The following is a 22,095-nucleotide window of genomic DNA, read 5'->3' as shown; positions in this document are numbered from 1 at the left end:
GCCGCGCGTCAACCCTTGATGGCTTCGATGCTGAAGTCGCGCTTCATGTTGAACTGCGTGCCGGCGCCGAACCACTTATCGAAGGTCTTGGCGGCCTGGCCCGAGGCTTCCATCCCGTCGAGCACCTTGTTTACCTGGTCCAGCATTGCGCGGTCGCCCTTGCGCACGCCCATGCCCCAGGGTTCGACGAACAGCGCCGGCTCCAGGATCTTGACCGGCACCGCGCTGCCCGCGGCCTGCTGCTTGAGTTTGACCAGCATGAGTTCCGAAGCCACGAAGCCGCTGACCTTGCCCTGCTGCAGCGCCAGGAACGCGCCGCTGGGATCCTTGAACGTCACGGGCTCGACGTTGGGGATATTCTTGCGCGCGCCCTGCTCGGAAGACGAACCGCGAACAGCGCTGACGCGCTTGCCGGCCAGGTCGGCGGGCGCCTTCAGGTCTTTTTCCGAATCGCGCGCCAGCACTTTCTGCAGGCTCACGAAATGTTGGTGCGAATAGTCGATCTGCTGCGCGCGCTCGGGGCTCCAGCCCAGGTTGGCGGCCACCACGTCCACGCGGCCGGCGATCAATTCGGGGATGCGGGCCTCCACGGCGATGAGCTTGAGCTCCAGGGGCACGCCCAGGCTGTCGGCCACGGCCTGGCACATATCGACCTCGTAGCCGACGATGCCGCGGGTCTTCGGATCCTGGAAGCTGAACGGCTCGGCGGTGCCCATGGTGCCGCAGATGAACTTGCCGCGCGCCTTGATGTCGGCCAGCGTGTCGGCCTGGGCGGTGGGCGCCAGCGTAGCGGCCAGGCCGACGGCGGCGACGAAGGAAGCGATCGTTGTCTTCATGCTATTTCCCTTGAAATGTAGGTATGGGTACTGCCGGTCCGGGCGGCCCCTGGGCCGCCCGCAGTCAACTCAGTGCGCCGCACGCCTCGCGGATGCGCCGGCAGCCTTCCTCGATGTTCTCCATCGACGTGGCGAAGCTCAGCCGCAGATAGGGCGACAGGCCGTAGGCTGCGCCGTCGAGCACCGCAACGCCCGCGGTGTCCAGCAGGAACATCACGACGTCCAGGTCGGTCTGCAGCACGCGCCCGTCGGCCGTGCGCCTGCCCAGCAGCCCCTCCACCGAGGGGTAGACGTAGAACGCGCCCTGGGGCTGCGGGCAGCGGATGCCGGGCACCGCGTTCAGCAGCGCCACGATGCGGTCGCGGCGCGCATGGAATACCTCGGCGGCTTCGCGCACGCAGCCCTGGTCGGCGGTGAGCGCCGTGCGCGCGGCCGACTGGCTGATCGCGCTGACGCAGCTGGTGCTCTGGGAGATCAGCGTGGCCATGGCCTTGATCAGCGCCTTCGGCCCGCCCGCGTAGCCCAGGCGCCAGCCGGTCATGGCGTAGGCCTTGGACACGCCGTTGATCGTGAGGCAGCGGCCGGCCAGGGCCGGCACGGCCGCCGCGGGCGACAGGTGCGGCACGTCGCCATAGGCCAGGTGTTCGTAGATCTCGTCGGTCATCAGCCAGACCTGCGGATGCCGCGCCAGCACCTCGCCCAGCGCCCGCAGCTCGGCGGCGTCATACATCGCGCCGGTGGGGTTGCTGGGCGTATTCAGAAGCAGCCACTTGGTGCGGGGCGTGATCGCCCGCGCCAGCGCCTCGGGCGTGAGCTTGAACCCGTCGGATTCCGGGCACGCCACCACCACGGGAGTACCGTCATTCACCAGCACCATGTCCGGGTACGACACCCAGTACGGCGCCGGGATGATGACCTCGTCGCCGGCCTGCACCGTGGCGGCCAGCGCGGTGAAGATCAGCTGCTTGGCGCCCACGCCGACGATCAGCTCATCCAGCGCGTAGTCCAGCCCGTTCTCGCGCTGGAACTTGGCGCGCACGGCTTCCAGCAGGGGCCTGGAGCCCGCGGACGCGGTGTAGCGGATATCGCCGCTATTGAGCGCATCAATGCCGGCCTGCACGATGTGCGCGGGCGTGGGCAGGTCAGGTTCGCCCACGGTGAAGTCGACGATGTCCCTGCCCTGGGCGCGCAGCTGGTCGACGCGACTCTTGGCCGCCATGCTGGGCGAGGGCTTGATGGCGCGCGCCCGTTGCGCCAGGAATCCGCCGTCGGCCGCGCTCACCGGGCTGCCTTCGTGCTGCAGGCTCATGCCAGCCCCTTCGCCGCGAAGGCGGCCTGCATCCAGCTCTGCGCCTTCGCGCCGCCGGCAATCTCCGCCATGATGCGTTCTTCCTTGGCCGCGTGCGCTTGCGCCGCGGCGATCAGGGCCTCGGCCTCGGACGGCGCGAAGCTGACCAGGCCATCCTCGTCGCCCACCACGATGTCGCCCGGGTTGATGACCTGGCCGCCGATGGACACGGGCACGTTGACCTCGCCGGGGCCGTCCTTGTAGGGGCCGCGGTGGATGTGGCCGCGCGCGTAGCAGGGAAAGCTGTCCGCCTCGAAGGCGGCCACGTCGCGGATCGCGCCGTCCACCACCACGCCCGCGCAGCCGTGCACCTGGAGGTAGCGCTTCATGATTTCGCCCAGCACGGCGTTGGACAGGTCCCCGCCCGCGTCCACGACCAGCACGTGGCCGGGCTGCACTTGCATCATGGCCTTGTAGATGAGCAGATTGTCGCCCGGGCGGGTCTTGACGGTCAGGGCTGTGCCGACCAGCTTGCCCGAGCCGTGGTAGCGGCGCAGGCCCGCGATGCCTTCGCGGCGCGCGAGGTTGTCGCTGAGGTGCGGCGTCACGATGCCCGCCAGCGCCTGGAGGAGCGCGGCAGACGCGACGGGGGGAGCGGGCAATATCCGGGCGCCGGTATGAATAGAGGCCATGGCGATCTGCAAAATCCTGAGTCGGTGATTGAATGAGGCAGGCGCCATGGTGCGAGCTTTTGCGATTCGGTAAAAGGGATTAAATTTCCACGAACTTCATCGATTTATGGAATATAGGGGTTAGCCCTTAATGGAAATTTCGGAATGAAAGCCACCATCTTGAGCCGTCTCGCATGCTGACCTTCAAGCAGATCGAAGCCCTGTACTGGACTGTCAGGCTGGGCACGTTTTCCGCGTCGGCGCAGAAGCTGCACACCACGCAATCCGCGATCACCAAGCGCATCCAGGAACTGGAGGCGGACTTCGATATCGCATTGTTCGACCGGTCCGGCCACCGCGCCGAACTGACCGCGCGCGGCCACGAGGTCTACGCGCTGGCCGAGGACATGCTGGGCCACCGCGACCGGCTGCTGGTCCGGCTGAAAGGCCAGCACACGCTGACCGGCACGTTCCGGTTCGGCATTACGGAGATCACCGCCATGACGTGGCTGCCGGCGCTGATCCGGCTGCTGCGGGCGCACTACCCCCGCATCACGCTGGAACCGCACATCGACCTGGGCGCGGACCTGCTCAAGCGCCTGCAGGCCGGCCAGCTGGACATGGCGTTCCTGCACGGGGAGTTCGCGGAGCCGAACCTGCAGGTGGTGCCGCTGCAGCGCCTGGAGTTCGCCTGGATGGGCAGCCCCGACATGATCGACTCCAGCCGCGTCTATGCGCCGGCGGACATCGCGGCATTGCCCCTGCTGCGGCAAAGCCGGGAATCGGGCCTGAATATGATCTACGACGGCTGGCTGCGGCCGCACACGCCGGTCAGCAATATCTTCACTATCAACAGCCTGATCGCGATGGCCGGGCTGACCGCCGCCGGTTTCGGCGTCAGCTGCCTGCCGCGCGACTACTTCGCGGACATGGTGAGCGCCAGGCAGCTGGTCATCGCCCGCACGACGCTTGCGCCGCCGCAGTCGGTGTATTGCGCGATGTTCCGCCGGGATGCGGATGTGGCGTTTTGCGAAAGCGTTGCGGAGCTGGCGGAGAGTTGCTGCGAGTTTTCTGGTGGTGGAAGGTGAGTTTTCTGCTGAGGATGAGCAGTGCCTGACACCAAGCCGTAGCCAATACATGTGTCTGACGCCCGGAAAGGCCTGCGCCAGGCCGTTCCAGCATTTCCTCGGGTGTCAGACACTGCCTGGACCAGTGTCTGACACCCGTACGAGACGCATGCCATTGCGCCTCGGTGCCTCGCGGGTGTCTGACACAACCGAAAGCCCAGAGCAGCCCCTCTCGGCCTACAGCGCGCCCAGAATCGCGTCGCGGGCCTGGTGGGAGAGTTCCAGGCGGGTGGGCAGGCTGCCGTCCGGGTGGCGGGCGGGCAGCGGGGGCAGGAAAACCACTTCCACGGCCAGGCCCGTCACGCCCAGCACCCGCCACAGGTTGGCGACCAGGGATTCCTCGCCCACGAAGGCGGCATAGCCGCTGCGTTTGCCGTGCTGGAGAAAGCGCAAGGCCACCGGCTGGATTTCGACGGCGGCGGCCCGGGCCGGTTCGAACAGGCTGGCGTGGAAAGGAAGCAGTTCGAAGCCTTCGCTGGTCGTGCCTTCGGGAAACAGGCCCACGGCGTCGCCCTGCTTGAAGCGGGCCTGCATGGCTTCGCCCATCGCGTGCACGGCATGGCGTTGGCCGCGTTCGATGAACAGCGTGCCTGCGCCGGCCACCAGCCAGCCGATGACGGGCCAGCTGCGGATTTCGCTCTTGGCGACGAACGAGGTGGCGCGCGCCGAATTCAGCACGAAGATGTCGATCCAGGACACGTGGTTGGCCACCAGCAGCACCGGCCCCGTCAGGCGCGGTTCGCCCTTCAGGACCACGCGCAGCCCACAGAACGCCATCAGGCAGCGGGACCAGCGGCGGTTCAGCCAGGCGCGCTTGCCGTTCCCGAGCAGCGGATACACCAGGCCCACGCACAGCAGGCCGAAGAGGATCCAGGGCAACACGAGGAACAGCCTAAGGACAAAGCGCAGCAGCTTCAAACCGGAGTCTCCCAGGCCAGGCTGCCACCCACGACGGTGGCGCGTACACGGCCGGGCAGCATCATACCCGCGAACGGGGTGTGGCCGCTGCGGCTTTGCAGCGCGCCAGGCGTCACCAGCCACTCGGCGTCCAGGTCGGCCAGGCACAGGTCCGCCGGCATACCCACGCCCAGTTGACCGGCGGGCGCCGCCAGCGGCGCGATCCGGGCCAGCACGGCGGCCGGGCCGCTGGTGACGCGGGCCAGCGCCTCGCCCAGGGGCCGGCGGCTGTCGCGCGCCCATTTCAACGCCAGGGACAGCAACAGCTCCAGCCCCGTCGCCCCCGGTTCGGTCAGCGGGAACGGCGCGGCCTTGTCGCGCCCGTCGACCGGCGAGTGATCCGAACACAGGGCGTCGACCACGCCGTCGGCAAGCGCCGCCTGGATGGCATCGCGATCGCGCTGGCCGCGCAGCGGCGGGCACAGGTGGAAATTCGTATCGAAAAAGCCGATATCGACATCGGTCAGGTGCAGGCTGTTGGCGGACACGTCGGCCGTCACCGGCAAGCCTTCATGCCGCGCCGCCCGCAGCAGCGCCAGCCCCGCCGCCGTGGACAGACGCGCCAGGTGAAGCCGGGCGCCGGTGGCGCGCTGCAATTCGAAGAGGGTCTGCAGGGCCACCGTCTCCGCCTGCGGCGGCAGCCCCTCCAGGCCCAGGCGTTCGGCATAGGCGCCGCTGGCGGCCGCCGCGCCGCGGGCCAGCCATGGGTCCTGCGGCCGCAGCCACAGAGTGTGGCCCTGGCCACTGGCGTAGCGCATCGCCCCCCAGAGCACCCGCGTATCGGCGATGCCGCTATCCCCTTGCGCATAGGCCAGGCAGCCCGCGCGGGCCAGCAGATCCATTTCCGCCAGCGTTTCGCCCGCCAGGCCCACGGTCATCGCGCCCAGCGGGCGCACGCGGCACTGCCCCGGCTCCGCATGGCGCATCAGCGCCTCCGCCTTGCCCGGCTCGTCCAGCGGCGCGCCGGGATCCGGCGGCAGCACCAGGCTGGTTACGCCGCCGGCCAGGGCCGCGCGCAGTTCGGCGGGCGCGAAGGCGGCCGCGCCGGGCTGCGACACCCGCGCCGACAGATCGACCAGGCCCGGCAGCACCGCCAGCCCCGCCGCATCCAGTTGGCGGTCGGCCTGGAAGCCGTCGGGCGGGCGCCCCACCCCGGCCACGCGGCCATCGGCAATATAAAGATCCAGCAGCCCGTCCACGCCGTTCGCGGGATCGATGAGCCGGCCATTGGCGATATGCAGTCTCATGGCGCGTCTCCGGCCAGCGCCGCCAGGGCGGCCTGGCGCAAATGCCGTTCGAGCTCGGCCAGGCGCGCCTGCACGGGCGCCAGGCTGGCCGCGACGTCGCCGTCGACCTCGATGCCGGGTTCCAGCCCGCCCGCGGGCAGCAGCAGCGCGTCAGGCCGGGCGCCGGCCAGCGCGCCCGGCGTCAGGCCGTAGGCATATGCGTACTCGCGGGCCGAAGGCAGCAGCGCGCCGCTGATCCGCTCCACGTCCAGGGGCAGGACGATGATGACGTCGGCGTCCTGCAGCCCCTCGCCCAGCGAGGCGCAGGCGCGCACGCCCAATTGCGCCAGGCCGTCTGGCAGCAAGGTGCGCGGCGCCGCCGCGCCCACTTCCGGAACGCCCAGCGTGGTCATGACGTGGATCACGGCGCGCGCCAGGCGCGAATGCCGGACATCGCCCACCAGCGTCACCGCCAAGTTCGTCAGGTCCTGCTTCGCCTCCAGCATCGCCTGCACCAACGCCAGCGCCGGCAGGGGATCGGCATGGCTGCCGTCGCCCGCGTTGACAACGCGCAGGCCCGCCGCCGCGTGGGCCGCCGCGCAATGCGCCGCGCCGCTTGCCGCGTGGCGCAGCACCAGCACGCCCGGCCCCAGGCCGGCAACGGTTGCGGCCAGCGCGCCGCCGGCCGACGCATCCACTGGCACGGACGGCAGCGACAGGCTCGCCGCAGCGGCGGCAAACGCGTCCCGATCCTGCGCGGCGTCGTCCGGCAGGCAAAGGAAGACCGGCAGACCCGAGGCGGGACCGGACGGCGCGGTGCCCGCGCCCATGCCGCGCGCCGCGTCCAGCAGCCGCTCGACATGGCGCCGGGGCAGGCCTTCCGTGGTCAGCAGATGCAGCATTTCGCCGCGGCGATCGAGTTGCGGATTGAGCATAGGCAAGCCGGGCGGCAAGCGTCAGGCCGCCGGCAGGGTATCCAGATATCGTTGCAGGATAACAGCCGCCGCCATTGCGTCATCGGCGGCGTGCGTCCCCAGCAGGCGTTGCGCCTCCATGCTGGAGCCGCGCTCGTCCACCAGTTCGACGGCGACGCCGAACCGGCCGTGCAATTGATTGGCGAAGCGGCGGCAGCGCGCCGTGGCTGGCTGCTCGCCGCCGTCGGCGTCCAGCGCAAGCCCCACCACGACGCGGCGGGGCTGCCATTCCTGCAGCAGCGCCGCGATGCGGCCGAAGCGCGCCTCTCGGATCTCGCTGAAGATGATTTCCAGCGGACGCGCCTGGCGCGTCAGCGTATTGCCGATGGCGATGCCGATCTTCTTCTCGCCGAAATCGAAGGCAAGCAGCGTTTCCTCAGGCATGGCCCGCGTCGCCCGCCAGCATCACCGGATCGATGCCCAGCAGCTTCAGGGCGGCGGGGTAGCGTTCTTCGGGCGGCACATCGAAGATGATGCTGTCGTCGGCGCCCACGCTCAGCCAGGCGTTCTGGGCCATCTCGCTTTCGAGCTGGCCCGCGCCCCAGCCCGCATAGCCGAGCGTGACCAGCATGCGGGCCGGTCCGTTGCCTTCGGCGACGGCCTGCAGCACGTCGCGCGAGGTGGTCAGCGCCATGCCGCCCAGCTTGATGCTGGAGCTGTAGTCGCCGGCGGGCGCGTGCAGCACGAAACCGCGGTCGGTCTGCACCGGGCCGCCGAAGAAAACCAGGGTGTCCTTCACGGGGCCGATCTCGAGCGTCAGGTCGATGCGCTCGAACAGGGTGCCCAGCGTCAGGTCGGTGGGCCGGTTGATGACCAGGCCCAGCGCGCCGCGCTCGGTGTGTTCGCAGACGTAGATGACCGAGCCCGCCAGGCTGCCTTCCACCATGCCCGGCATGGCGATCAGGAACTGGTTGGCGAAATTGGCCGCCTGCGTCGTGGATTCGTCGTGTTGTTTTTCCGTCATGGCAACCCCTTCGTGGGTAGTCTGAGAGAACCGTGGGACAGGCCGCGCGGACGCGGCCCACCATGCCTAGCGGCTGGCCGTCCTACGGTTGCGAGGGATGGGGCTACATCCCATCTTACGAGCCTTGGCGGAATATGTCGGCGGTGCCGCTTCAGATTTCCATCAGTTCGAAGTCCTCTTTGCGCGCGCCGCATTCGGGACAGACCCAATTCGGCGGCACGTCTTCCCAGCGCGTGCCGGGCGCAATACCCTCGTCGGGCAGGCCGGCCTCTTCATCGTAGACCCAGCCGCAAATCAAACACATCCAAGTACGCATAGTTCTCTCTTACATCAAATCCTGGTCCTTGCCCCGGCGGCAGGGCAAAGGTGAGGGGCTTCCATTAGAATGGGGACAATCTTACCGAAACCCAATAGGGGTTCCCCTGATTCGCAGCAAATGAGTCCGGGTACCCTTACTCAAGCGCTGTCCAAGTGGCCCCCGTTACTCCCCCTCTCGTTTTGGTCTTCGGTCCGCTCGATCCCTCGGGCTCCGACGGCTTGCCGGCAGACGCCGTTACCTGCGCCCGCCTGGGCTGCCATGGCCTGGCGGCCGTCACCGCACTGACCGTGCGCGATACCGCCGGCATCGAAGAAGTCCATCCCGTCTCGCCCGACCTCCTGGACGACCAGGCGCGCTGCCTGCTCGAAGACATGTCGGTTCAGGCCATCAAGGTGGGCGGACTATACACCGCGGAAACGGCCAGCGTCGCCGCGCAGATCGCCGCCGACTACAGCCAGGTGCCGCTGGTCCTGCACCTGGGCCAGCGCGCCCAGCCGCCGGCCAATGCCGCCGACGAGGACGAGGCCGACGACCTGCTGGCCGCCACCCTGGAATTGGTGCTGCCCCAGACCGACCTGCTGGTCATCGAACACCTGCGCCTGGCGCAATGGCACGCCGACGGCGACATAGATATCGGGGACGCACCGTCGCCCATGCACGCCCTGGTGGCGGCGGGCGCGGAATGGGTGCTCGTCCTGGGCAGTCCCCAGCGCCCCGGCCACTACGCCAACATGCTGCTGGGCCCCAATGGCCAGACCAGCGTGCTGCCGTGGCAAGCGCCCCCGGACCGCAACGGCGATGCGGGCGGCGTAGCCGCCACCGCCATTACCGCCATGCTGGCCCGCGGCCTGGAGATGCCGGAAGCCGTGCGCCAGGGCCTGGCGCACGCCGACGCCGCGGTCGCCGCCAGCTTCCTGCCGGGCATGGGCCGGCGCATCCCCAACCGGATTCACCCGCAATGAAAGCGCTGCGTTTTCCCGCCGGCCTGTACGGCGTCACCCCCGAATGGGACGACACCGAACGCCTGCTGCAGGCCGTGCGCAAGGCCGCCGAAGGCGGCATGCGTTCGCTGCAGCTGCGCCGCAAGAACGTGCCCGACGCGGTGCGCGCCGAACAGGCGCGCGCGCTGGCGCCGCTGTGCCGCGAACTGGGCGTGGTGTTCCTGATCAATGACGATTGGCGCCTCGCGCTCGACGTGGGCGCCGACGGCGCGCATGTCGGCCGCGACGACGACAGCCTGGCGCGCATCCGCGCCGAAGCCGGGCCCGACCTGATCCTGGGCGGCTCCAGCTACGACGACCTCGCCCGCGCGCAAGCGTTGCTCGACGCCGGCGCGGACTACATCGCCTTCGGCGCCATGTTCGCCTCGACGGTCAAGCCGGACACCGTGCGCGCCCCGCTCTCGGTCCTGGCCGAGGCCCGCCGCCTGACGGACGCCTGCGACGCCCCGCGCCCCGCGGTCGTCGCCATCGGCGGCATCACGCCCGGCAACGCACCCCTGGTGGCGCAGGCCGGCGCCGACGCCATCGCCGTCATCACCGGACTCTTCGAAGCGCCCAGCATCCGCGCCGCCGCGGCGGCCTGCGCAGCGCCCTATTCCGCCAACCCCAACCGCAAGCCTTGAACGCCATGTCCAGTAACGCCCAGCTTTTCGAACGCGCCTGCCGCAGCATCCCCGGCGGCGTCAACTCGCCCGTGCGCGCCTTCCGCTCCGTGGGCGGCACGCCGCGCTTCATCAAGCGCGCGCAAGGTCCGTACGTGTGGGACGCGGAAGACAAGCAATACATCGACTACGTGGGTTCGTGGGGCCCTGCCATCCTGGGCCACTCGCACCCCGACGTCGTGCGCGCGGTGCAGGAAGCCGCCGTCAACGGCCTGTCGTTCGGCGCGCCCACGGAAGCGGAAATCGAACTGGCCGAGGTCTTGATCTCGCGCCTGCCCTCGCTGGAACAAGTGCGCCTGGTCAGCTCGGGCACGGAAGCCACCATGACGGCCATCCGCCTGGCGCGCGGCGCCACCGGCCGCGCCAAGATCGTGAAATTCGAAGGCTGCTATCACGGCCACTCGGACAGCCTGCTGGTCAAGGCCGGCTCGGGCCTGCTGACCTTCGGCAACCCCAGCTCGGCCGGGGTGCCGCCGGAGTTCGTATCGCACACGCTGACCCTGGAATACAACAACCTGGACGCGGTGCGCGAGGCCTTTGCCCAGCATGGCGCCGACATCGCCTGCATCATCGTCGAACCGGTCGCCGGCAACATGAACCTGATCAAGCCGGCGCCGGGCTTCCTGGAAGGGCTGCGCGAGGTCTGCACGCAGCACGGCGCGCTGCTGATTTTCGACGAAGTGATGACCGGCTTCCGCGTGGGCCCGCAAGGCGTGCAGGGCCTGACGGGCGTCAAGCCCGACCTCACCACGCTGGCCAAGGTGATCGGCGGCGGCATGCCGGTCGGCGCCTTCGGCGGCAGCGCCGACATCATGAAACACATCGCCCCGCTGGGCGGCGTCTACCAGGCCGGCACGCTGTCGGGCAACCCGGTGGCCGTGGCCGCGGGCCTGGCCACGCTGCGCCTGATCGCGGCGCCCGGTTTCTACGAACGGCTGTCGGCCCAGACCGCCAAGCTGGCCCAGGGCCTGCAGGAACGCGCGCGCGCCGCCGGGCTGGCCTTCTCCGCCGATTCGGTGGGCGGCATGTTCGGCATCTATTTCAGCGACAAAGTGCCCACCTCGTTCGCCGAGGTGTCCGCTTGCGACACGGCCGCGTTCAACCGCTACTTCCACGCCATGCTGGAGCACGGCGTGCACTTCGCGCCCTCGGCATTCGAGGCCGGCTTCGTCTCGGCCACGCACGACGACGCCGTGATCCAGTCCACGCTGGACATCGCGGAAAAGGTCTTCGCGTCGATGTAACCGGCGCCCGGGGAGCCGGCTCGCGGCCGCTCCCCTTCAAGGGGTTTTGTAACGCTCGTACAGCGCGGTGACGTCCCTGACGTAGGCCTGGGTTTCCGCGTAGGGCGGTACGTCGTCGTACTTGCGCACGGCGCCTTCGCCGGCGTTGTAGGCCGCCAGCGCCAGATCCAGCCGGCCGGGATACTGGTCGATCAGCCTACGCAGGTGGCGCGACCCGGCCTTCACGTTCGTGGCCGGATCCACCAACGCGGTTTCGACGTCGTCCACGGCCAGCAATGGGGCCGCCGTGGCCGGCATCAGCTGCATCAGTCCCAGCGCGCCCTTGGGCGAGCGCGCATCGCTGCGGAATCCCGATTCGATCGCAATGACCGCGGTCAGCAAAGCCTGGTCCACCCCCGAATCCTGGGCGGCCCGCGCGATCAGCCCGTCGTGCGCGGTGGGCGTCTTGGACTCTCCCCATTGCAGGGCCCGCGACGTCGGCCCAAGCCCCGCCAGGCGCGCGCCGTCGCCGGACTTGGGGTCGCAGGCCATGCAGACCTTCACGCCGCCGCTGCGCCATGCGGCGCGGGCCTGCGCCCGCTTGTAGTACTTGGCATGGCCCGTGGGCACCTTCATTGCCCTCCAGACGCCGAACGGATCCTTGTAACGGTAGATATCAGCCGCCTGGGCTGGGCTGGTGGGCGCCAGCGCCAGAGCGCCCGCCACGATGGCTACCGCCGCCGCCACGCCCCCGACGCGCGCCAGACGGGCGCGCAGGGCCGGAAAAATGGTTTGGGCTGGGCAGTGCATGGGGCGGTGCTCCGGCGGCGTCCGGGAACGCGTTGGCGAATGCTTATGCTGCTGCGCCGGCGCCGATTTGTCGCTAGTGCCAACGTCCTAGTCCCGCGCCGGCGCGCCGGGGCGCTGAAAAAAGGGGACAGAATTAGGGCTTGCGGCCGGCCTTACACACTACTTTCCAATAGCCCAAGAAGCTTGCGTTAGAATATGTCTTAATATTTCGCATCATTACCAAATGAATTAACTTGGCCGCCAGCGCCAAGCGGGAGAGGCTGAGATGGACGCAACAAACATGCTCCGGCTATCGCTGGACGCCACAACCCAGGTCCTGACGGCAAGCTACACGCCGCCGCCTCGCCCCACCCCGGCTGACGGGGCGGCGGATGCCCTTCTTCCGGGCGGCCCGGCGGCCGACGATGACGGCGGCGACATCGCGCCCGCCGACCCGGCCACCGAAGCCCGCCCTTTCCACCCCGACCTGCCCACCTGGGACACGCTGTCCGCCGCCGCTGTCGCGCAGGGCTGGACCGCCGAGGCGCTGGACAGCCAGGCGGTCCTGGCCTTTATCGAGCAATGCCGCAATGCCCAGGAAACCGTCGCGGGCCCGATCGGCATGGTCGTCGATGGCAGCTTCGAAGTGGAACTGGACCCCGCGCGCATGTCGGTGCTGCTGACCCTGCATCCCCCCAAGGGCGGCAAGCCCGTCGCGTTGGAAGCCGTGCGCCAGACGCTGGCGGACCAAGGCATCGTCCACGGCGTGCTGGAACGCCAACTGGCCGAGGCCGTCGAACGGGCCGCCCGGGAAACCGTGCTGATCGCCCAGGGCACGCCGCCCACCCGCGGCACCCCCACCCGCTTCGAAAGCCTGCTGGACCGCCTGAGACCCCGTGGCGAAGACATCGACGAACTGGCCCAGGTGGACTACCGCGACCTGGGCAACCTGTTGCTGGTATCGCCCGGCACGCCGCTGATGCGGCGCTCGCCCCCGTTGCCTGGCGTGGATGGCATCGACGTGCTGGGCGAGCCCGTCCTCCCCGATGAAATGCCCGACACGCCCTTCGCCAAGGACCTGACTGGCGTGGAAATCGATCCGGACGATCCGCTGCTGCTGCGCGCCGCCATCGCCGGCACGCCAACCCTGGTCAGCTACGGCGTGCAAGTAAACCCCATGGTCGAAGTGGACGCCGTCAACCTGTCCACCGGCAACATCAATTTCGAAGGGTCGCTGCAAGTGCGCGGCGACATCAGCGCCACCATGGAAGTCCGCGTGACCGGCGACGTGGTCGTCAACGGCACAATGGAGGCGGCGCTGGTGGAGGCCGGCGGCAGCGTCACGGTCAAGGGCGGCGTCATCGGCACGGCCGAGGCCCTGCAGGATGCCGCCGCCGCCGCGCGCACCGCCCGCATCGTCTGTGGCGGGGCGCTGCGCGCCAAGTTCATCGCCAACGCGATCGTCAGCGCCGGCAAGGACGTGGAGGTAGAGCGCGAAATCCGCCAGAGCAATATCGCCGCCGGCGGCAGCATCAACGTCGGCCCGCCCAATACCCAGCAAAGCGCCATCGCGGGCGGGCAGACCCGTGCCCTGCAAGGCGTGCGCGCGGGCACCATCGGCGCCGCGTCCGGCATCCCGACGCTGGTGCAGGCCGGCCTGGACCCGCACGCCGATATCAAGCGCTCGGCGCTGACGCGCAAGCGCCAGCAGATGAACGAAGAAAAGGCCAAGCTGGAAAAGCTGCTGACCTTCCTGCACGCCAATCCGCAGCGCGCTCCGGGCGACGTGGCGGAACGCGCGCGCAACACCCACGCCAAACTCGGCCACGAGCTGCTGGAGCTGGACGCGGAGGAAGCCCAGTTGGCGCGCGAACTGCAGCCCCTGCAAACCGCCACCATCGCCGCCGCCAAGCGCTTCTGCAGCGGCGTAACGATTCAGCTGGGCAACAAGATGCAGGAATTCCTGGAAGACCAGATCGGCGGCAAGGCCGGGCTGGAAGAAGGGCAGATCGTCATCCGCTGACACCGCCCCCGGGGGTACGCTGGCGCTAGGGAGCCAGCTCCTTGAACCAGGCCCGTGGCGAAATGCCGCGATCGGGCCCCAGGATCGAAAAGCCGCCGTCCACCGGGATATCCACACCCGTCATCCAGGACGCCGCGTCGGAGCAGGCGAAACACACGGCAGCGGCGATCTCCTCGCCCGATCCGACCCGGCCCAGCGGATGGAAATGCGCGCCCACGGCGTCGGCCGCCTCGCGCGATCCGCCCGACAACTGCTCCACCGACGGCGACCACGTCCAGGCGGGCGACACCGCCAGCACCCGCACGCCCGCCGGCGCCAATTCCACGGCGAAGTTCTTGGTGATCTGCAGCAGCGCTGCCTTGGACGCCGGATACAACGCCCGCCCGGCAGCGCCGAACTTGCCGCCCGTGCTGCCCATATTCACCACCACGCCGCCGCGCGGCAGCAGCGGCGCCGCCAGCTGCGTGAAGATGGCCGCCGACACCAGGTTCGTGTCCAGCGTCTGGTGCCATTCCTCGCGGGACGAGGCCAGCCCCCGGTCCGCGTACTGGCAGGCGTTGTTGACCAGGATGTCCAGCCGCCCGAAGCGCGCCAGGGCCGCGTCGATGCAACGCCGTATCTGGCTGTCCTGGCCGATGTCGGTCTCGCAATACAGCGCCCGGCCTTGCAGGTCCTGTTCCAGCGCCCGTCCGGCCTCGGCGTTGCGCCCGACCAGCACCACCTTCGCGCCAGCCGCGGCCAGCCCGCGCGCAATGTCCGCGCCCAGCCCCTGGGTGCTGCCGGTCACAATGGCGGTCTTGCCCGCCAGGCCGGGAAATCCTGTGAAATCCATGAATCTTCCTTAGTTGTCGGGCGCCCCCGCCCAGCGCAGCGCCTCCGCCACCGGGCCGGTCCGCGCGATCAGGCGCATGCTGGCCAGCGAGGCTTCGTGCACCGCCGGGTCGGCCGAGGCGCAGGCGTCTTGCGCGACCATCACGTCGAAGCCGATGTCGGCCGCGTGGCGCACCGTGCCCTCGACCACCGAATGCGTGGCGACCCCGGCCACCACCAGCCGGCGCGCGCCCAGCACCCGCAGCGTCTCTTCCAGCGGCGTGCCGTAGAAGGCGCTGATGCGGGTGTGCTTCACCACGAACTCGCGCGCGCTGCCGGCCAATGGCTGCAACCCTTCATAGAAGGCGCTGCCCCACTGCCCTTCCGCCACCGCGCCGATCGCGGCCACGTTGCGGAAAATGGCGCAATTGGCCAGCAGATCGGCGTAGTCCGGCCGAAAGGCGATGCGCACGTGCACGATGGGCAGCCCGCTGGCCCGCGCGCCGTTCAGCAATGCGGCGGCGTTGTCCAGGAGGCGCTGGCGCGCGGTCCCATCGCCATTGAGCCCGACGCGGATCTTTCCGTCGGGATGCAGCACGTCGTTCTGGTAGTGCAGCGCCAGCACCGCCACGTCAGGCGCCGCCGTCACACGAACCCCTCGAACACGTCATGCACGTCGTCGCAATTGACCAGGTCCACCCGCTTCATGCGGATGCGCCAGCCGTCGCCCTCGGCAGCCAGCTTGTGGGTATAGCGGCCGGCCAGCTGGCGAGGCTCGCGCTTGCGCCATTCGGTCATCTGGAAGACGGAATGCACGACCAGGTTGCCGCCCGCGTCCACGCCCTCCACCTGCACGCTGCCCACCAGCCGCGCGCTGCGGGTGGGCGGCTGCTGCGACCAGTTGCGGGGGTGTTCCAGCCGCCGGATGCGCACGTCGCGCAGCATGCGGTCCTCCCAGAACAGCGAGATGTGGTCGTAGGGGCTTTGCTGGCCGGGCGTGCGCGGCATCCAGTACATGCCGTCCTGCGTCCACAGCGCCTGCCAGTCGGCATGGCGGCGTTCGTCCAGCAGGCGGGCCTCGCGATACAGGAATTGCGCGATGCGGTGGTAGGCATCGGCCGGCACGTCGGCGGGCGACAGGGCATCTGTCGCCACGTCGAAATCAAGGTCTAGCAGCATGCTTGGTCTCCCGTGCCGGCCGCGCCCGTCGGGGCGGCGCCGGCTTCCATATAGGTCTTCCAGGCGTGGAACTGGTTGCGCATCGGCAGTTCGCTGGTGCCGTTCTGCGACACCATCCCGTCGGCGTCGCTGCGGTCGGTGCCGTGGTAACGGTGCATGCTGACCCAATCGCCGCCGCGCGTAGCGTTGCCTTCCTGGCAGCGGTTATAGAGCTCGATGTCGTCCGGCATGACGTTGGACGAAGGCGAATTGATGACGTTGGCATACAGCATGGCGCGCTTGAACACGCCGTCCGGCGCGCCCTTGCAGCGGAACGTCTGGATCTCGATCATCGTCCGGTCCACCGCGATGGGGCGAATCACGCGGAACTGCTGGAACACGGTGTGGGGCGAGCCGCTGCCATAGATGACGGTGTTGTGCCGGTTCATGCCCAGGATCTCGCGGGCTCGCGTTTCGCCGTAGGCGGCTGTCAGCGTTTCGAAGTGCGCGCGCGACACCGGATCGCGCTCGGCCGCGCCTGGATTGAAGATGCCTTCCATGTAACCGTGGCCGTTGGCATAGGCGCGCAGTTCCAGCTTTTCCCAGAACTCATAGGGTTCGCCGTTGCCGTCCATGATGTGGAGCTCCAGCGGCATCTCGCCGATCTCCTTGGCCTCGTCGCGGGCCGCGGCGTATGAGGATTCGTGCGTGACGCGGGCGTGCATGGTGTCGTGCAGGTTCTCGTAGAACACCTTCCAGTTCGACCGCTGCATGACGCGGAAAATGCCGCCGGCCACTTCCACCTCGCCCACCGGCGAACGGTCGCAGAGATTGTCGATGGACGAACGCACGCCACCCAGGAACGCTTCCAGCTCCTGGCCCTGCGCCGACTGGCTGGCGAACACGAAACCGCGGTAGCTCTCCACGCGCGGTAGCCGCCGCATCGAGAACGACGGGTCGGCCGGATCGTAGGCGGTGCCCTCCAGGCCCTGCTTGAGCGGCACGCCGAGGTGGCTGCCGTCCAGCTTGAACGTCCAGGCATGGTAGGGGCAGCGGAAGAACTTTCCGGCGCAGCCGTCGCCATCGGCCACCACCTTCGCGCCCTTGTGGGGGCAGCGGTTATACAGCACATGCACGCGGCCGTCGGACGCCCGCACCATCAGCACGTCCTGGTCTCCCAGGCGGGTGGTGTGGTAGTCGCCCGTTTTCGGCACCTGGCTTTCATGCCCCACGTAGACCCACGCCCGGCCGTAGATGCGCTGCATCTCCAGGTCGAAAATCGCCGGATCGGTATAGACGGCGCGGTGCACGCTGTCGCCGCGCACCATGGCCGCCAATTGCGCTTCGGTGTATGCCATGGCTGCCTCCTATTTGCCTTCGCTGTCTTTCCAGCGCGCCATCAGGGTGTTGGACGGCAGCGTTTCGTCCAGCAGCTTTGCCGCCGTCTCGCGGCCTGCCGCCGGCAGGCCCTTGGGATCCAGCAGGCCCACCTGGACCAGCACGCTGGCCTGATCCCAATAGATGTGCTCGTGATAGAGCTTGTCGCCGCGGAACTTGACGATGGCCACCAGCGGAATTTCCACGTACTTGCCGGTAGGGGGCACCCCGGGCAGCATCCAATCGATTTCGGTGGTGTGCGTGAAGCAGAACAGCAGCTCGTCCACGATCTGCGTGGCGCCCACCGTGCGCGACAGCGGCACCAGCCGGGTGTCCGGCGGGTTGCTATTGACGAAATGGTGCTGGTAGAAGCGGCTCAGTTCCTTGTGGCCCACGCCCCCGGTCATGGTGGGGATATGGTTCACGTAGGGCTCCGCCACCATGGTAGCCATCGTGGCCGCCACGTCGCGCGTGCCGAACTCGTACTCGCAGTGCTTGTCCCACAGGTAGGAGTAGTCGAACTCCGGCCCGATGGCGCGCTGCAGCGCCGCCATGCTGCGCTGGTGCGCCATCATCGCGGACGGCTTGTCGTAGTGGTCGCCGCCCGTGCGCGCGAACGCGTGATCCATGCCCGGATAGACGTAAAGCTCCACGCCGGGCTTGCCGCCCAGCGCCTCCAGGATGCGCTGGCGCGCCGCCGGCGGACAGAAGCCGTCCTGCTCGGCAATGTGCAGCACCAGCCTGCCGCGCAGCCCGGCGGCTTCGTCCAGGCTGTCTTCGATGCCCACGCCGTAGTAGCCCACGGCCACGTCCACCTCGGTGCGGCAGGCGGCCAGGTAGGCCAGCTTGCCGCCCAGGCAATAGCCCAGCACGCCCACGCCGCCGCAGTGCTCGGGCAGCTCGCGCAGCGCGGCAATGGCCGACGCGATGTCGCGCAGGCCCAGCTCCACATCGAAGCCCTTGTAGAGCTCGAAGGCGCGCGGCATGTCGGCCGGACCGTCCGTCAGCTGGATGCCCGGCTGCTGGCGCCAGAACAGGTCGGGCACCAGCACCACGTAGCCCTCTTCGGCCAGCAATTGCGCGGCGCGGCGCATGAAGCCGTTTACGCCGAAGATCTCCTGGCACAGCACCAGGCCCGGGCCGTGCCCGGACGCCGGAACGGCCAGATAGGCGCCGAAGGATTTTCCATCATGCGAGGCGACCGTCACGTCGCGCGTCGTAATGCTCGGGGTCATGCGTCTCTCCTTGTTGCGGGCGCCCGCCCTACTTCATCCGGCAGGAAGCGGCGAACGGATCCTGGTACTGCGTCAGCACCGTGCCCGACAGCTTGTTGGACAGCTTTCCCCCCGCGCCCGCCTCGACGATGCGCAGGTAGTAGTTCTGCACCGGATATTGATTGCTGTTGAATTTGAAGTCGCCCCGCACGGACTTGAAATCCGCGCGCCGCAAAGCCGGGCGCAGGGCATCGGCGTCCAGCTTGCCGCCGGTCTGGCGCACCGCGCTGTCCAGCAGCATGGCCGCGTCATAGCCCTGGGATGCGTACAGCGTGGGGCTGCGCTTGTAGGCCTTCGTGAAATCCTCGACGAACTTGCGGTTGGCCGGATTGTCCAGGTCGGCGGCCCACTGGGACGTGTTGCGCAGGCCCTCGATGGGCGCGCCAACGGCGGCGATCGTGTCTTCATCGCCCGAGAAACCGGGCGCCAGCAGCGCGATTTCCTTGCTCAGGCCCGCGCCGTTGAATTGCTTGATGAAGTTCACGCCCATGCCGCCCGGCAGGAAGAAGAACACCGCGTCGGGCTTGCTGGCGCGCAGGCGCGTGATCTCGACGCCGTAGTCCAGCTGGCCCAGCTGGGTGTAGATCTCCTCGGACAATCCGCCCTTGTACAGGCGCTTGAAGCCGTTGAGCGATTCGCGGCCGCCGGGGTAGTCGGGCGCGATCAGCGCCACCCGCTTGTAGCCCTGGTCGGCGGCGTACTTGCCCATTGCGGCCGGGATGTCCTCGTTCTGCCAGGCGACCGCGAAGAAATTGGGGTTACAGCCCGCGCCGGCGTAGTTTTCCGGGCCGGTGTTGGTGCTCAGGTAGATGGTGCCCGATTGCAGGATGGCGGGCATCACGGGCAGCAGCACATTCGAGAACACAATGCCGGTCATGACGTCCACCTGATCCCGCTTGAGCAGGCGTTCCACCGCCTGACGGCCGGTGTCGGCCTTCTGCTGGTCGTCCGCCACCACCACCTCCGCCGGCAGCCCGCCGAGCTTGCCGCCGGTATGTTGCAGCGCAAGATTGAAGCCGTCGCGGATCTCGTTGCCCAGCGCCGCTCCGGGCCCGGACAGCGTGGTCAGCAGGCCCACTTTGATCTTGTCGGCTGCCGGCGCATTCGCCGCGGCAGCCATGCACGCCAGCGCTGCCAGCGCGCGTCGGCACCATAGATTTCGATTCATGAGCCACCCCGTTTTCCCCGCCGGCCCCGCCGGCGGAAAGCTGACAGAACCCGTCTGCCCTCGGTTAACGCATGCTGCTGTACAACGTTCCGACGCTGCGCCTTCGGCTTGCCGCCCCCCCAAGGGGGCCGCTTTTGCCTTCGCGGCCAAACACTAGATTAGGCCGGCAGCGGGGCCGGCTCTATCCAATTACTGTCAGTCTTATCCGGGATTCACTTAATTCCAAGCGCTTGACGTTTAAATTACCCTGGCCTGAGATACGGGAGGGTTCCCGTCCCGGAGACATGCATGCATGGCTGGTCACGACTCACGCTGGCGCCCCTGTTGAAGCGGCGCGTCTTCAGCTCCACTCAGCAGGACGAAACACGGACGCTCGTGTCGGAAGCCCTGAAGGAGCACCGCCTGACCTGGAAGGGCGGCCGGGTGGACGCTGAACTGAACCGGGCCCGCTTCGGATCCCTCACGGTCTGTACCCTGCGCTACGGCGCCGAAGTCCACATCGAACCCGACCGGCTGCAGGACTTCATGCTGGTGCAGGTGCCGCTGCGGGGCCGCGCCTGTATCGAATGCGGCAGCGACCGGGTCGACGCCGACCCCGACTGCGCCGCCGTCATCGCCCCCAACCGCCCGCTACGGCTGCACTGGGAGGCCGGCTGCGAGCAGCTGCTGCTCAAGATTCCGCGCGGCAAGCTCGAAGCCATTGGGTTGCGCGCCTTCGGCGAGGCCGCCACCGGCCCGCTCGACTTCAGCCCCGCGCTGCGCCTGGACACGCCCATTGGCGCCGCCTGGTGCAGTATGGTCGCAAGCCTGATCCATCTGCTGCCCACGCTGGACGACGGCGCGCCCCGTCCGCCCGCGGCCTGGCTGGAACACTTGGAAGACACCCTGATGCTGCATCTGCTCTACAACCAGCCGAACAGCTGGCAGGCGCGCGCAGGCCTGGCCCCGGCGCTCCCGCGCCGCCTGACGCTGGCCGAGTCCTACATGCGCGAGCACCTGTCCGCCCCCCTGACCCTGATCGACATCGCCCGCCACGCCGGCGCCAGCGCCAGCGCGCTGACGCGCCTGTTCCAGGAACACCGCGACACCACGCCCATGAACGCGCTGCGGGCGTTGCGGCTGGACACGGCAAGGCAGAAGCTGAAGTCGAACGCCGGCGCCAGCGTGACCGAGGTCGCGCTGGGTGTGGGATTCGGGCATTTGGGACGGTTTTCGGAGTATTACCGCGAACGCTTCGGGGAATTGCCGCGCGAGACGCGGCGCGTGACGGGGTGACGGTGAGCAGGTGTCTGACACCAATCGGGGCGGCAACGTCGTCCCGCGGGGGGTGTCTGACACCCGGCAACACCTCTGCAAGCCGTGACGTCATCTCGTACGGGTGTCAGACACCTGACCATATGGACACCTGACTTATTTACCCCCTTGCCACCGGCGCGCAGCGTCAGCACCAACCGCAAGACGCCGCGTAAGCCCCACACGGCCGCCCGCGCGGCCGGCATGAGGCGGGCATCGAAAGATCCTCCACCACCACCCCGCCCGCAGCCAGAACCCTAAGCACACCCACCGCCCCAGCGGCCGTCAGATTGCAACTGAAAAAGCCCGGCGCGACGAGGGCCTGGGGCGCGCGGGGAGTCGATAAGCCCGAGGGAATCTGAAGGAACCGCCAACGGCGGTGACGAAGATGACGACGGGGAAGTCCGGAGCGAAGGCTCCGGACCGCAATCGTTGACCCGCGCGCCCCAGGCCCCCGTCGCGTCGGGCGTCTCAAGAACTCAAACAACAGGCAAAAAAATAGCCTACGCAATCACTAAGCCGGCACCACCGCCGTAACTTCGATCTCCACCTTCGCCCGGTCCTCGACCAGATCGGCCACCTCCACCGCCGTCATCGCCGGGAAATGCCGTCCGATCAACTCCCGGTAGTGCTTACCGATGTCGGGATAGGCCGCCACGTACTCGTCCTTGTCGGTCACGTACCAGGTCATCCGGACGATATGCTCCGGCTTGGCGCCGCCTTCCGCCAGAATCGCCACGATATTCGCCAGCGTCTGGCGCACCTGGTCGGCCAGGTCGTCCGTCTCGAACTGCTGCTGGCCATTCCACCCCACCTGCCCGCCCACGAAAACGAGCTTGCTGCCCACCTGCATCTCGGTGAGCACGCCATTCGAATAGCCCCGGGGCGCCATCCAATCCGGCGGTTGCAGAATCTTCATAACGTCATCCTATTTTCAAGAAAAACAAACTACAGG

Annotated in this window: 23 protein-coding genes; 6 read left to right on the top strand and 17 right to left on the bottom strand. The window is 68.5% G+C overall.

The features are described 5' to 3' along the window. Window positions 1–8 precede the first annotated feature (8 nt). The 3 genes from AGI3411_RS22955 to AGI3411_RS22945 form a co-directional block, all read right to left on the bottom strand. Window positions 9–836, bottom strand: coding sequence for an ABC transporter substrate-binding protein (locus AGI3411_RS22955; RefSeq protein ID WP_129529641.1), 828 nt, complete (start codon window positions 834–836; stop codon window positions 9–11). A 64-nt stretch (window positions 837–900) separates the two neighbouring features. Further along, window positions 901–2,145, bottom strand: a complete 1,245-nt coding sequence (locus AGI3411_RS22950) for an aminotransferase class I/II-fold pyridoxal phosphate-dependent enzyme (protein WP_165359247.1) — start codon at window positions 2,143–2,145, stop codon at window positions 901–903. Next, window positions 2,142–2,816, bottom strand: coding sequence for an RraA family protein (locus AGI3411_RS22945; protein ID WP_129529640.1), 675 nt, complete (start codon window positions 2,814–2,816; stop codon window positions 2,142–2,144). The genes AGI3411_RS22950 and AGI3411_RS22945 overlap by 4 nt, the downstream gene beginning before the upstream one ends. A gap of 173 nt (window positions 2,817–2,989) precedes the next feature. Here AGI3411_RS22945 and AGI3411_RS22940 point away from each other — a divergent pair, with 173 nt between their 5' ends. Then, window positions 2,990–3,883: a LysR family transcriptional regulator gene (locus AGI3411_RS22940; RefSeq protein ID WP_129529639.1), complete on the top strand. Its 894-nt coding sequence runs from the start codon at window positions 2,990–2,992 to the stop codon at window positions 3,881–3,883. Between the two features lie 216 nt (window positions 3,884–4,099). On the opposite strand, the gene AGI3411_RS22935 is transcribed toward AGI3411_RS22940, so the two are convergent. The 6 genes from AGI3411_RS22935 to AGI3411_RS22910 all read right to left on the bottom strand — a co-directional run bounded on the left by AGI3411_RS22935 (window position 4,100) and on the right by AGI3411_RS22910 (window position 8,359). Further along, a complete protein-coding gene (locus AGI3411_RS22935; protein WP_129529638.1) occupies window positions 4,100–4,840 on the bottom strand; it encodes a lysophospholipid acyltransferase family protein in 741 nt (246 codons plus the stop codon). Then, window positions 4,837–6,126, bottom strand: a complete 1,290-nt coding sequence (locus AGI3411_RS22930) for a dihydroorotase (protein WP_129529637.1) — start codon at window positions 6,124–6,126, stop codon at window positions 4,837–4,839. The genes AGI3411_RS22935 and AGI3411_RS22930 overlap by 4 nt, the downstream gene beginning before the upstream one ends. Next, entirely contained in the window at window positions 6,123–7,040 is a 918-nt protein-coding gene (locus AGI3411_RS22925; protein ID WP_129529636.1) for an aspartate carbamoyltransferase, read from the bottom strand. Before AGI3411_RS22925 ends, AGI3411_RS22930 begins: the two co-directional genes overlap by 4 nt. Window positions 7,041–7,061: 21 nt before the next feature. Beyond that, the gene (gene ruvX / locus AGI3411_RS22920; RefSeq protein WP_129529635.1) at window positions 7,062–7,463 is read right to left on the bottom strand and encodes a Holliday junction resolvase RuvX; all 402 of its coding nucleotides are present in this window, start codon (window positions 7,461–7,463) and stop codon (window positions 7,062–7,064) included. Next, complete coding sequence (locus tag AGI3411_RS22915; protein WP_129529634.1) at window positions 7,456–8,043, bottom strand: YqgE/AlgH family protein; 588 nt, start codon at window positions 8,041–8,043, stop codon at window positions 7,456–7,458. The genes ruvX and AGI3411_RS22915 overlap by 8 nt, the downstream gene beginning before the upstream one ends. A gap of 151 nt (window positions 8,044–8,194) precedes the next feature. Continuing rightward, window positions 8,195–8,359, bottom strand: coding sequence for a rubredoxin (locus AGI3411_RS22910; protein ID WP_003814980.1), 165 nt, complete (start codon window positions 8,357–8,359; stop codon window positions 8,195–8,197). Window positions 8,360–8,514: 155 nt separating this feature from the next. Here AGI3411_RS22910 and AGI3411_RS22905 point away from each other — a divergent pair, with 155 nt between their 5' ends. The 3 genes from AGI3411_RS22905 to hemL are packed head-to-tail and all read left to right on the top strand — an operon-like array spanning window position 8,515 to window position 11,269. Then, the gene (locus tag AGI3411_RS22905) at window positions 8,515–9,324 is read left to right on the top strand and encodes a hydroxymethylpyrimidine/phosphomethylpyrimidine kinase (RefSeq protein WP_129529633.1); all 810 of its coding nucleotides are present in this window, start codon (window positions 8,515–8,517) and stop codon (window positions 9,322–9,324) included. Beyond that, the gene (gene thiE, locus AGI3411_RS22900) at window positions 9,321–9,986 is read left to right on the top strand and encodes a thiamine phosphate synthase (protein ID WP_129529632.1); all 666 of its coding nucleotides are present in this window, start codon (window positions 9,321–9,323) and stop codon (window positions 9,984–9,986) included. Before AGI3411_RS22905 ends, thiE begins: the two co-directional genes overlap by 4 nt. Window positions 9,987–9,991: 5 nt before the next feature. Continuing rightward, the gene (hemL, locus tag AGI3411_RS22895) at window positions 9,992–11,269 is read left to right on the top strand and encodes a glutamate-1-semialdehyde 2,1-aminomutase (RefSeq protein WP_129529631.1); all 1,278 of its coding nucleotides are present in this window, start codon (window positions 9,992–9,994) and stop codon (window positions 11,267–11,269) included. Between the two features lie 36 nt (window positions 11,270–11,305). On the opposite strand, the gene AGI3411_RS22890 is transcribed toward hemL, so the two are convergent. Beyond that, the gene (locus tag AGI3411_RS22890) at window positions 11,306–12,058 is read right to left on the bottom strand and encodes a lytic transglycosylase domain-containing protein (protein WP_129529630.1); all 753 of its coding nucleotides are present in this window, start codon (window positions 12,056–12,058) and stop codon (window positions 11,306–11,308) included. Between the two features lie 265 nt (window positions 12,059–12,323). Here AGI3411_RS22890 and AGI3411_RS22885 point away from each other — a divergent pair, with 265 nt between their 5' ends. Beyond that, entirely contained in the window at window positions 12,324–14,060 is a 1,737-nt protein-coding gene (locus tag AGI3411_RS22885) for a DUF342 domain-containing protein (protein WP_129529629.1), read from the top strand. Window positions 14,061–14,085: 25 nt separating this feature from the next. Here AGI3411_RS22885 and AGI3411_RS22880 read toward each other — a convergent pair whose 3' ends face one another. The 6 genes from AGI3411_RS22880 to AGI3411_RS22855 are packed head-to-tail and all read right to left on the bottom strand — an operon-like array spanning window position 14,086 to window position 19,847. Next, window positions 14,086–14,892, bottom strand: a complete 807-nt coding sequence (locus AGI3411_RS22880; protein WP_129529628.1) for an SDR family oxidoreductase — start codon at window positions 14,890–14,892, stop codon at window positions 14,086–14,088. A gap of 9 nt (window positions 14,893–14,901) precedes the next feature. Further along, complete coding sequence (locus AGI3411_RS22875) at window positions 14,902–15,519, bottom strand: cysteine hydrolase family protein (RefSeq protein WP_129529627.1); 618 nt, start codon at window positions 15,517–15,519, stop codon at window positions 14,902–14,904. After that, the gene (locus tag AGI3411_RS22870; protein WP_129529626.1) at window positions 15,516–16,049 is read right to left on the bottom strand and encodes an aromatic-ring-hydroxylating dioxygenase subunit beta; all 534 of its coding nucleotides are present in this window, start codon (window positions 16,047–16,049) and stop codon (window positions 15,516–15,518) included. The genes AGI3411_RS22875 and AGI3411_RS22870 overlap by 4 nt, the downstream gene beginning before the upstream one ends. Then, a complete protein-coding gene (locus AGI3411_RS22865; protein WP_129529625.1) occupies window positions 16,040–17,386 on the bottom strand; it encodes an aromatic ring-hydroxylating dioxygenase subunit alpha in 1,347 nt (448 codons plus the stop codon). Before AGI3411_RS22865 ends, AGI3411_RS22870 begins: the two co-directional genes overlap by 10 nt. Window positions 17,387–17,395: 9 nt before the next feature. Beyond that, window positions 17,396–18,640 (bottom strand): dienelactone hydrolase family protein, encoded by a 1,245-nt coding sequence (locus AGI3411_RS22860; RefSeq protein WP_129529624.1) that lies wholly within the window; start codon window positions 18,638–18,640, stop codon window positions 17,396–17,398. A 28-nt stretch (window positions 18,641–18,668) separates the two neighbouring features. Next, window positions 18,669–19,847, bottom strand: a complete 1,179-nt coding sequence (locus AGI3411_RS22855) for an ABC transporter substrate-binding protein (protein ID WP_129529623.1) — start codon at window positions 19,845–19,847, stop codon at window positions 18,669–18,671. A 288-nt stretch (window positions 19,848–20,135) separates the two neighbouring features. Between AGI3411_RS22855 and AGI3411_RS22850 the strand changes: the two genes are divergently transcribed. Continuing rightward, window positions 20,136–21,122 carry an AraC family transcriptional regulator gene (locus tag AGI3411_RS22850; RefSeq protein WP_129529622.1) on the top strand — a complete coding sequence of 329 codons (987 nt, stop codon included), beginning with the start codon at window positions 20,136–20,138 and terminating at the stop codon, window positions 21,120–21,122. A 532-nt stretch (window positions 21,123–21,654) separates the two neighbouring features. On the opposite strand, the gene AGI3411_RS22845 is transcribed toward AGI3411_RS22850, so the two are convergent. Continuing rightward, the gene (locus AGI3411_RS22845) at window positions 21,655–22,059 is read right to left on the bottom strand and encodes a RidA family protein (protein WP_129529621.1); all 405 of its coding nucleotides are present in this window, start codon (window positions 22,057–22,059) and stop codon (window positions 21,655–21,657) included. Between the last annotated feature and the right edge of the window lie 36 nt (window positions 22,060–22,095).

The organism is Achromobacter agilis (genome assembly GCF_900496965.1).
GTDB classification, from domain to species: domain Bacteria; phylum Pseudomonadota; class Gammaproteobacteria; order Burkholderiales; family Burkholderiaceae_B; genus Achromobacter; species Achromobacter agilis.
Note: the sequence above shows the minus strand (reverse complement) of the source record. Positions and strands in the feature narration are given on the sequence as shown.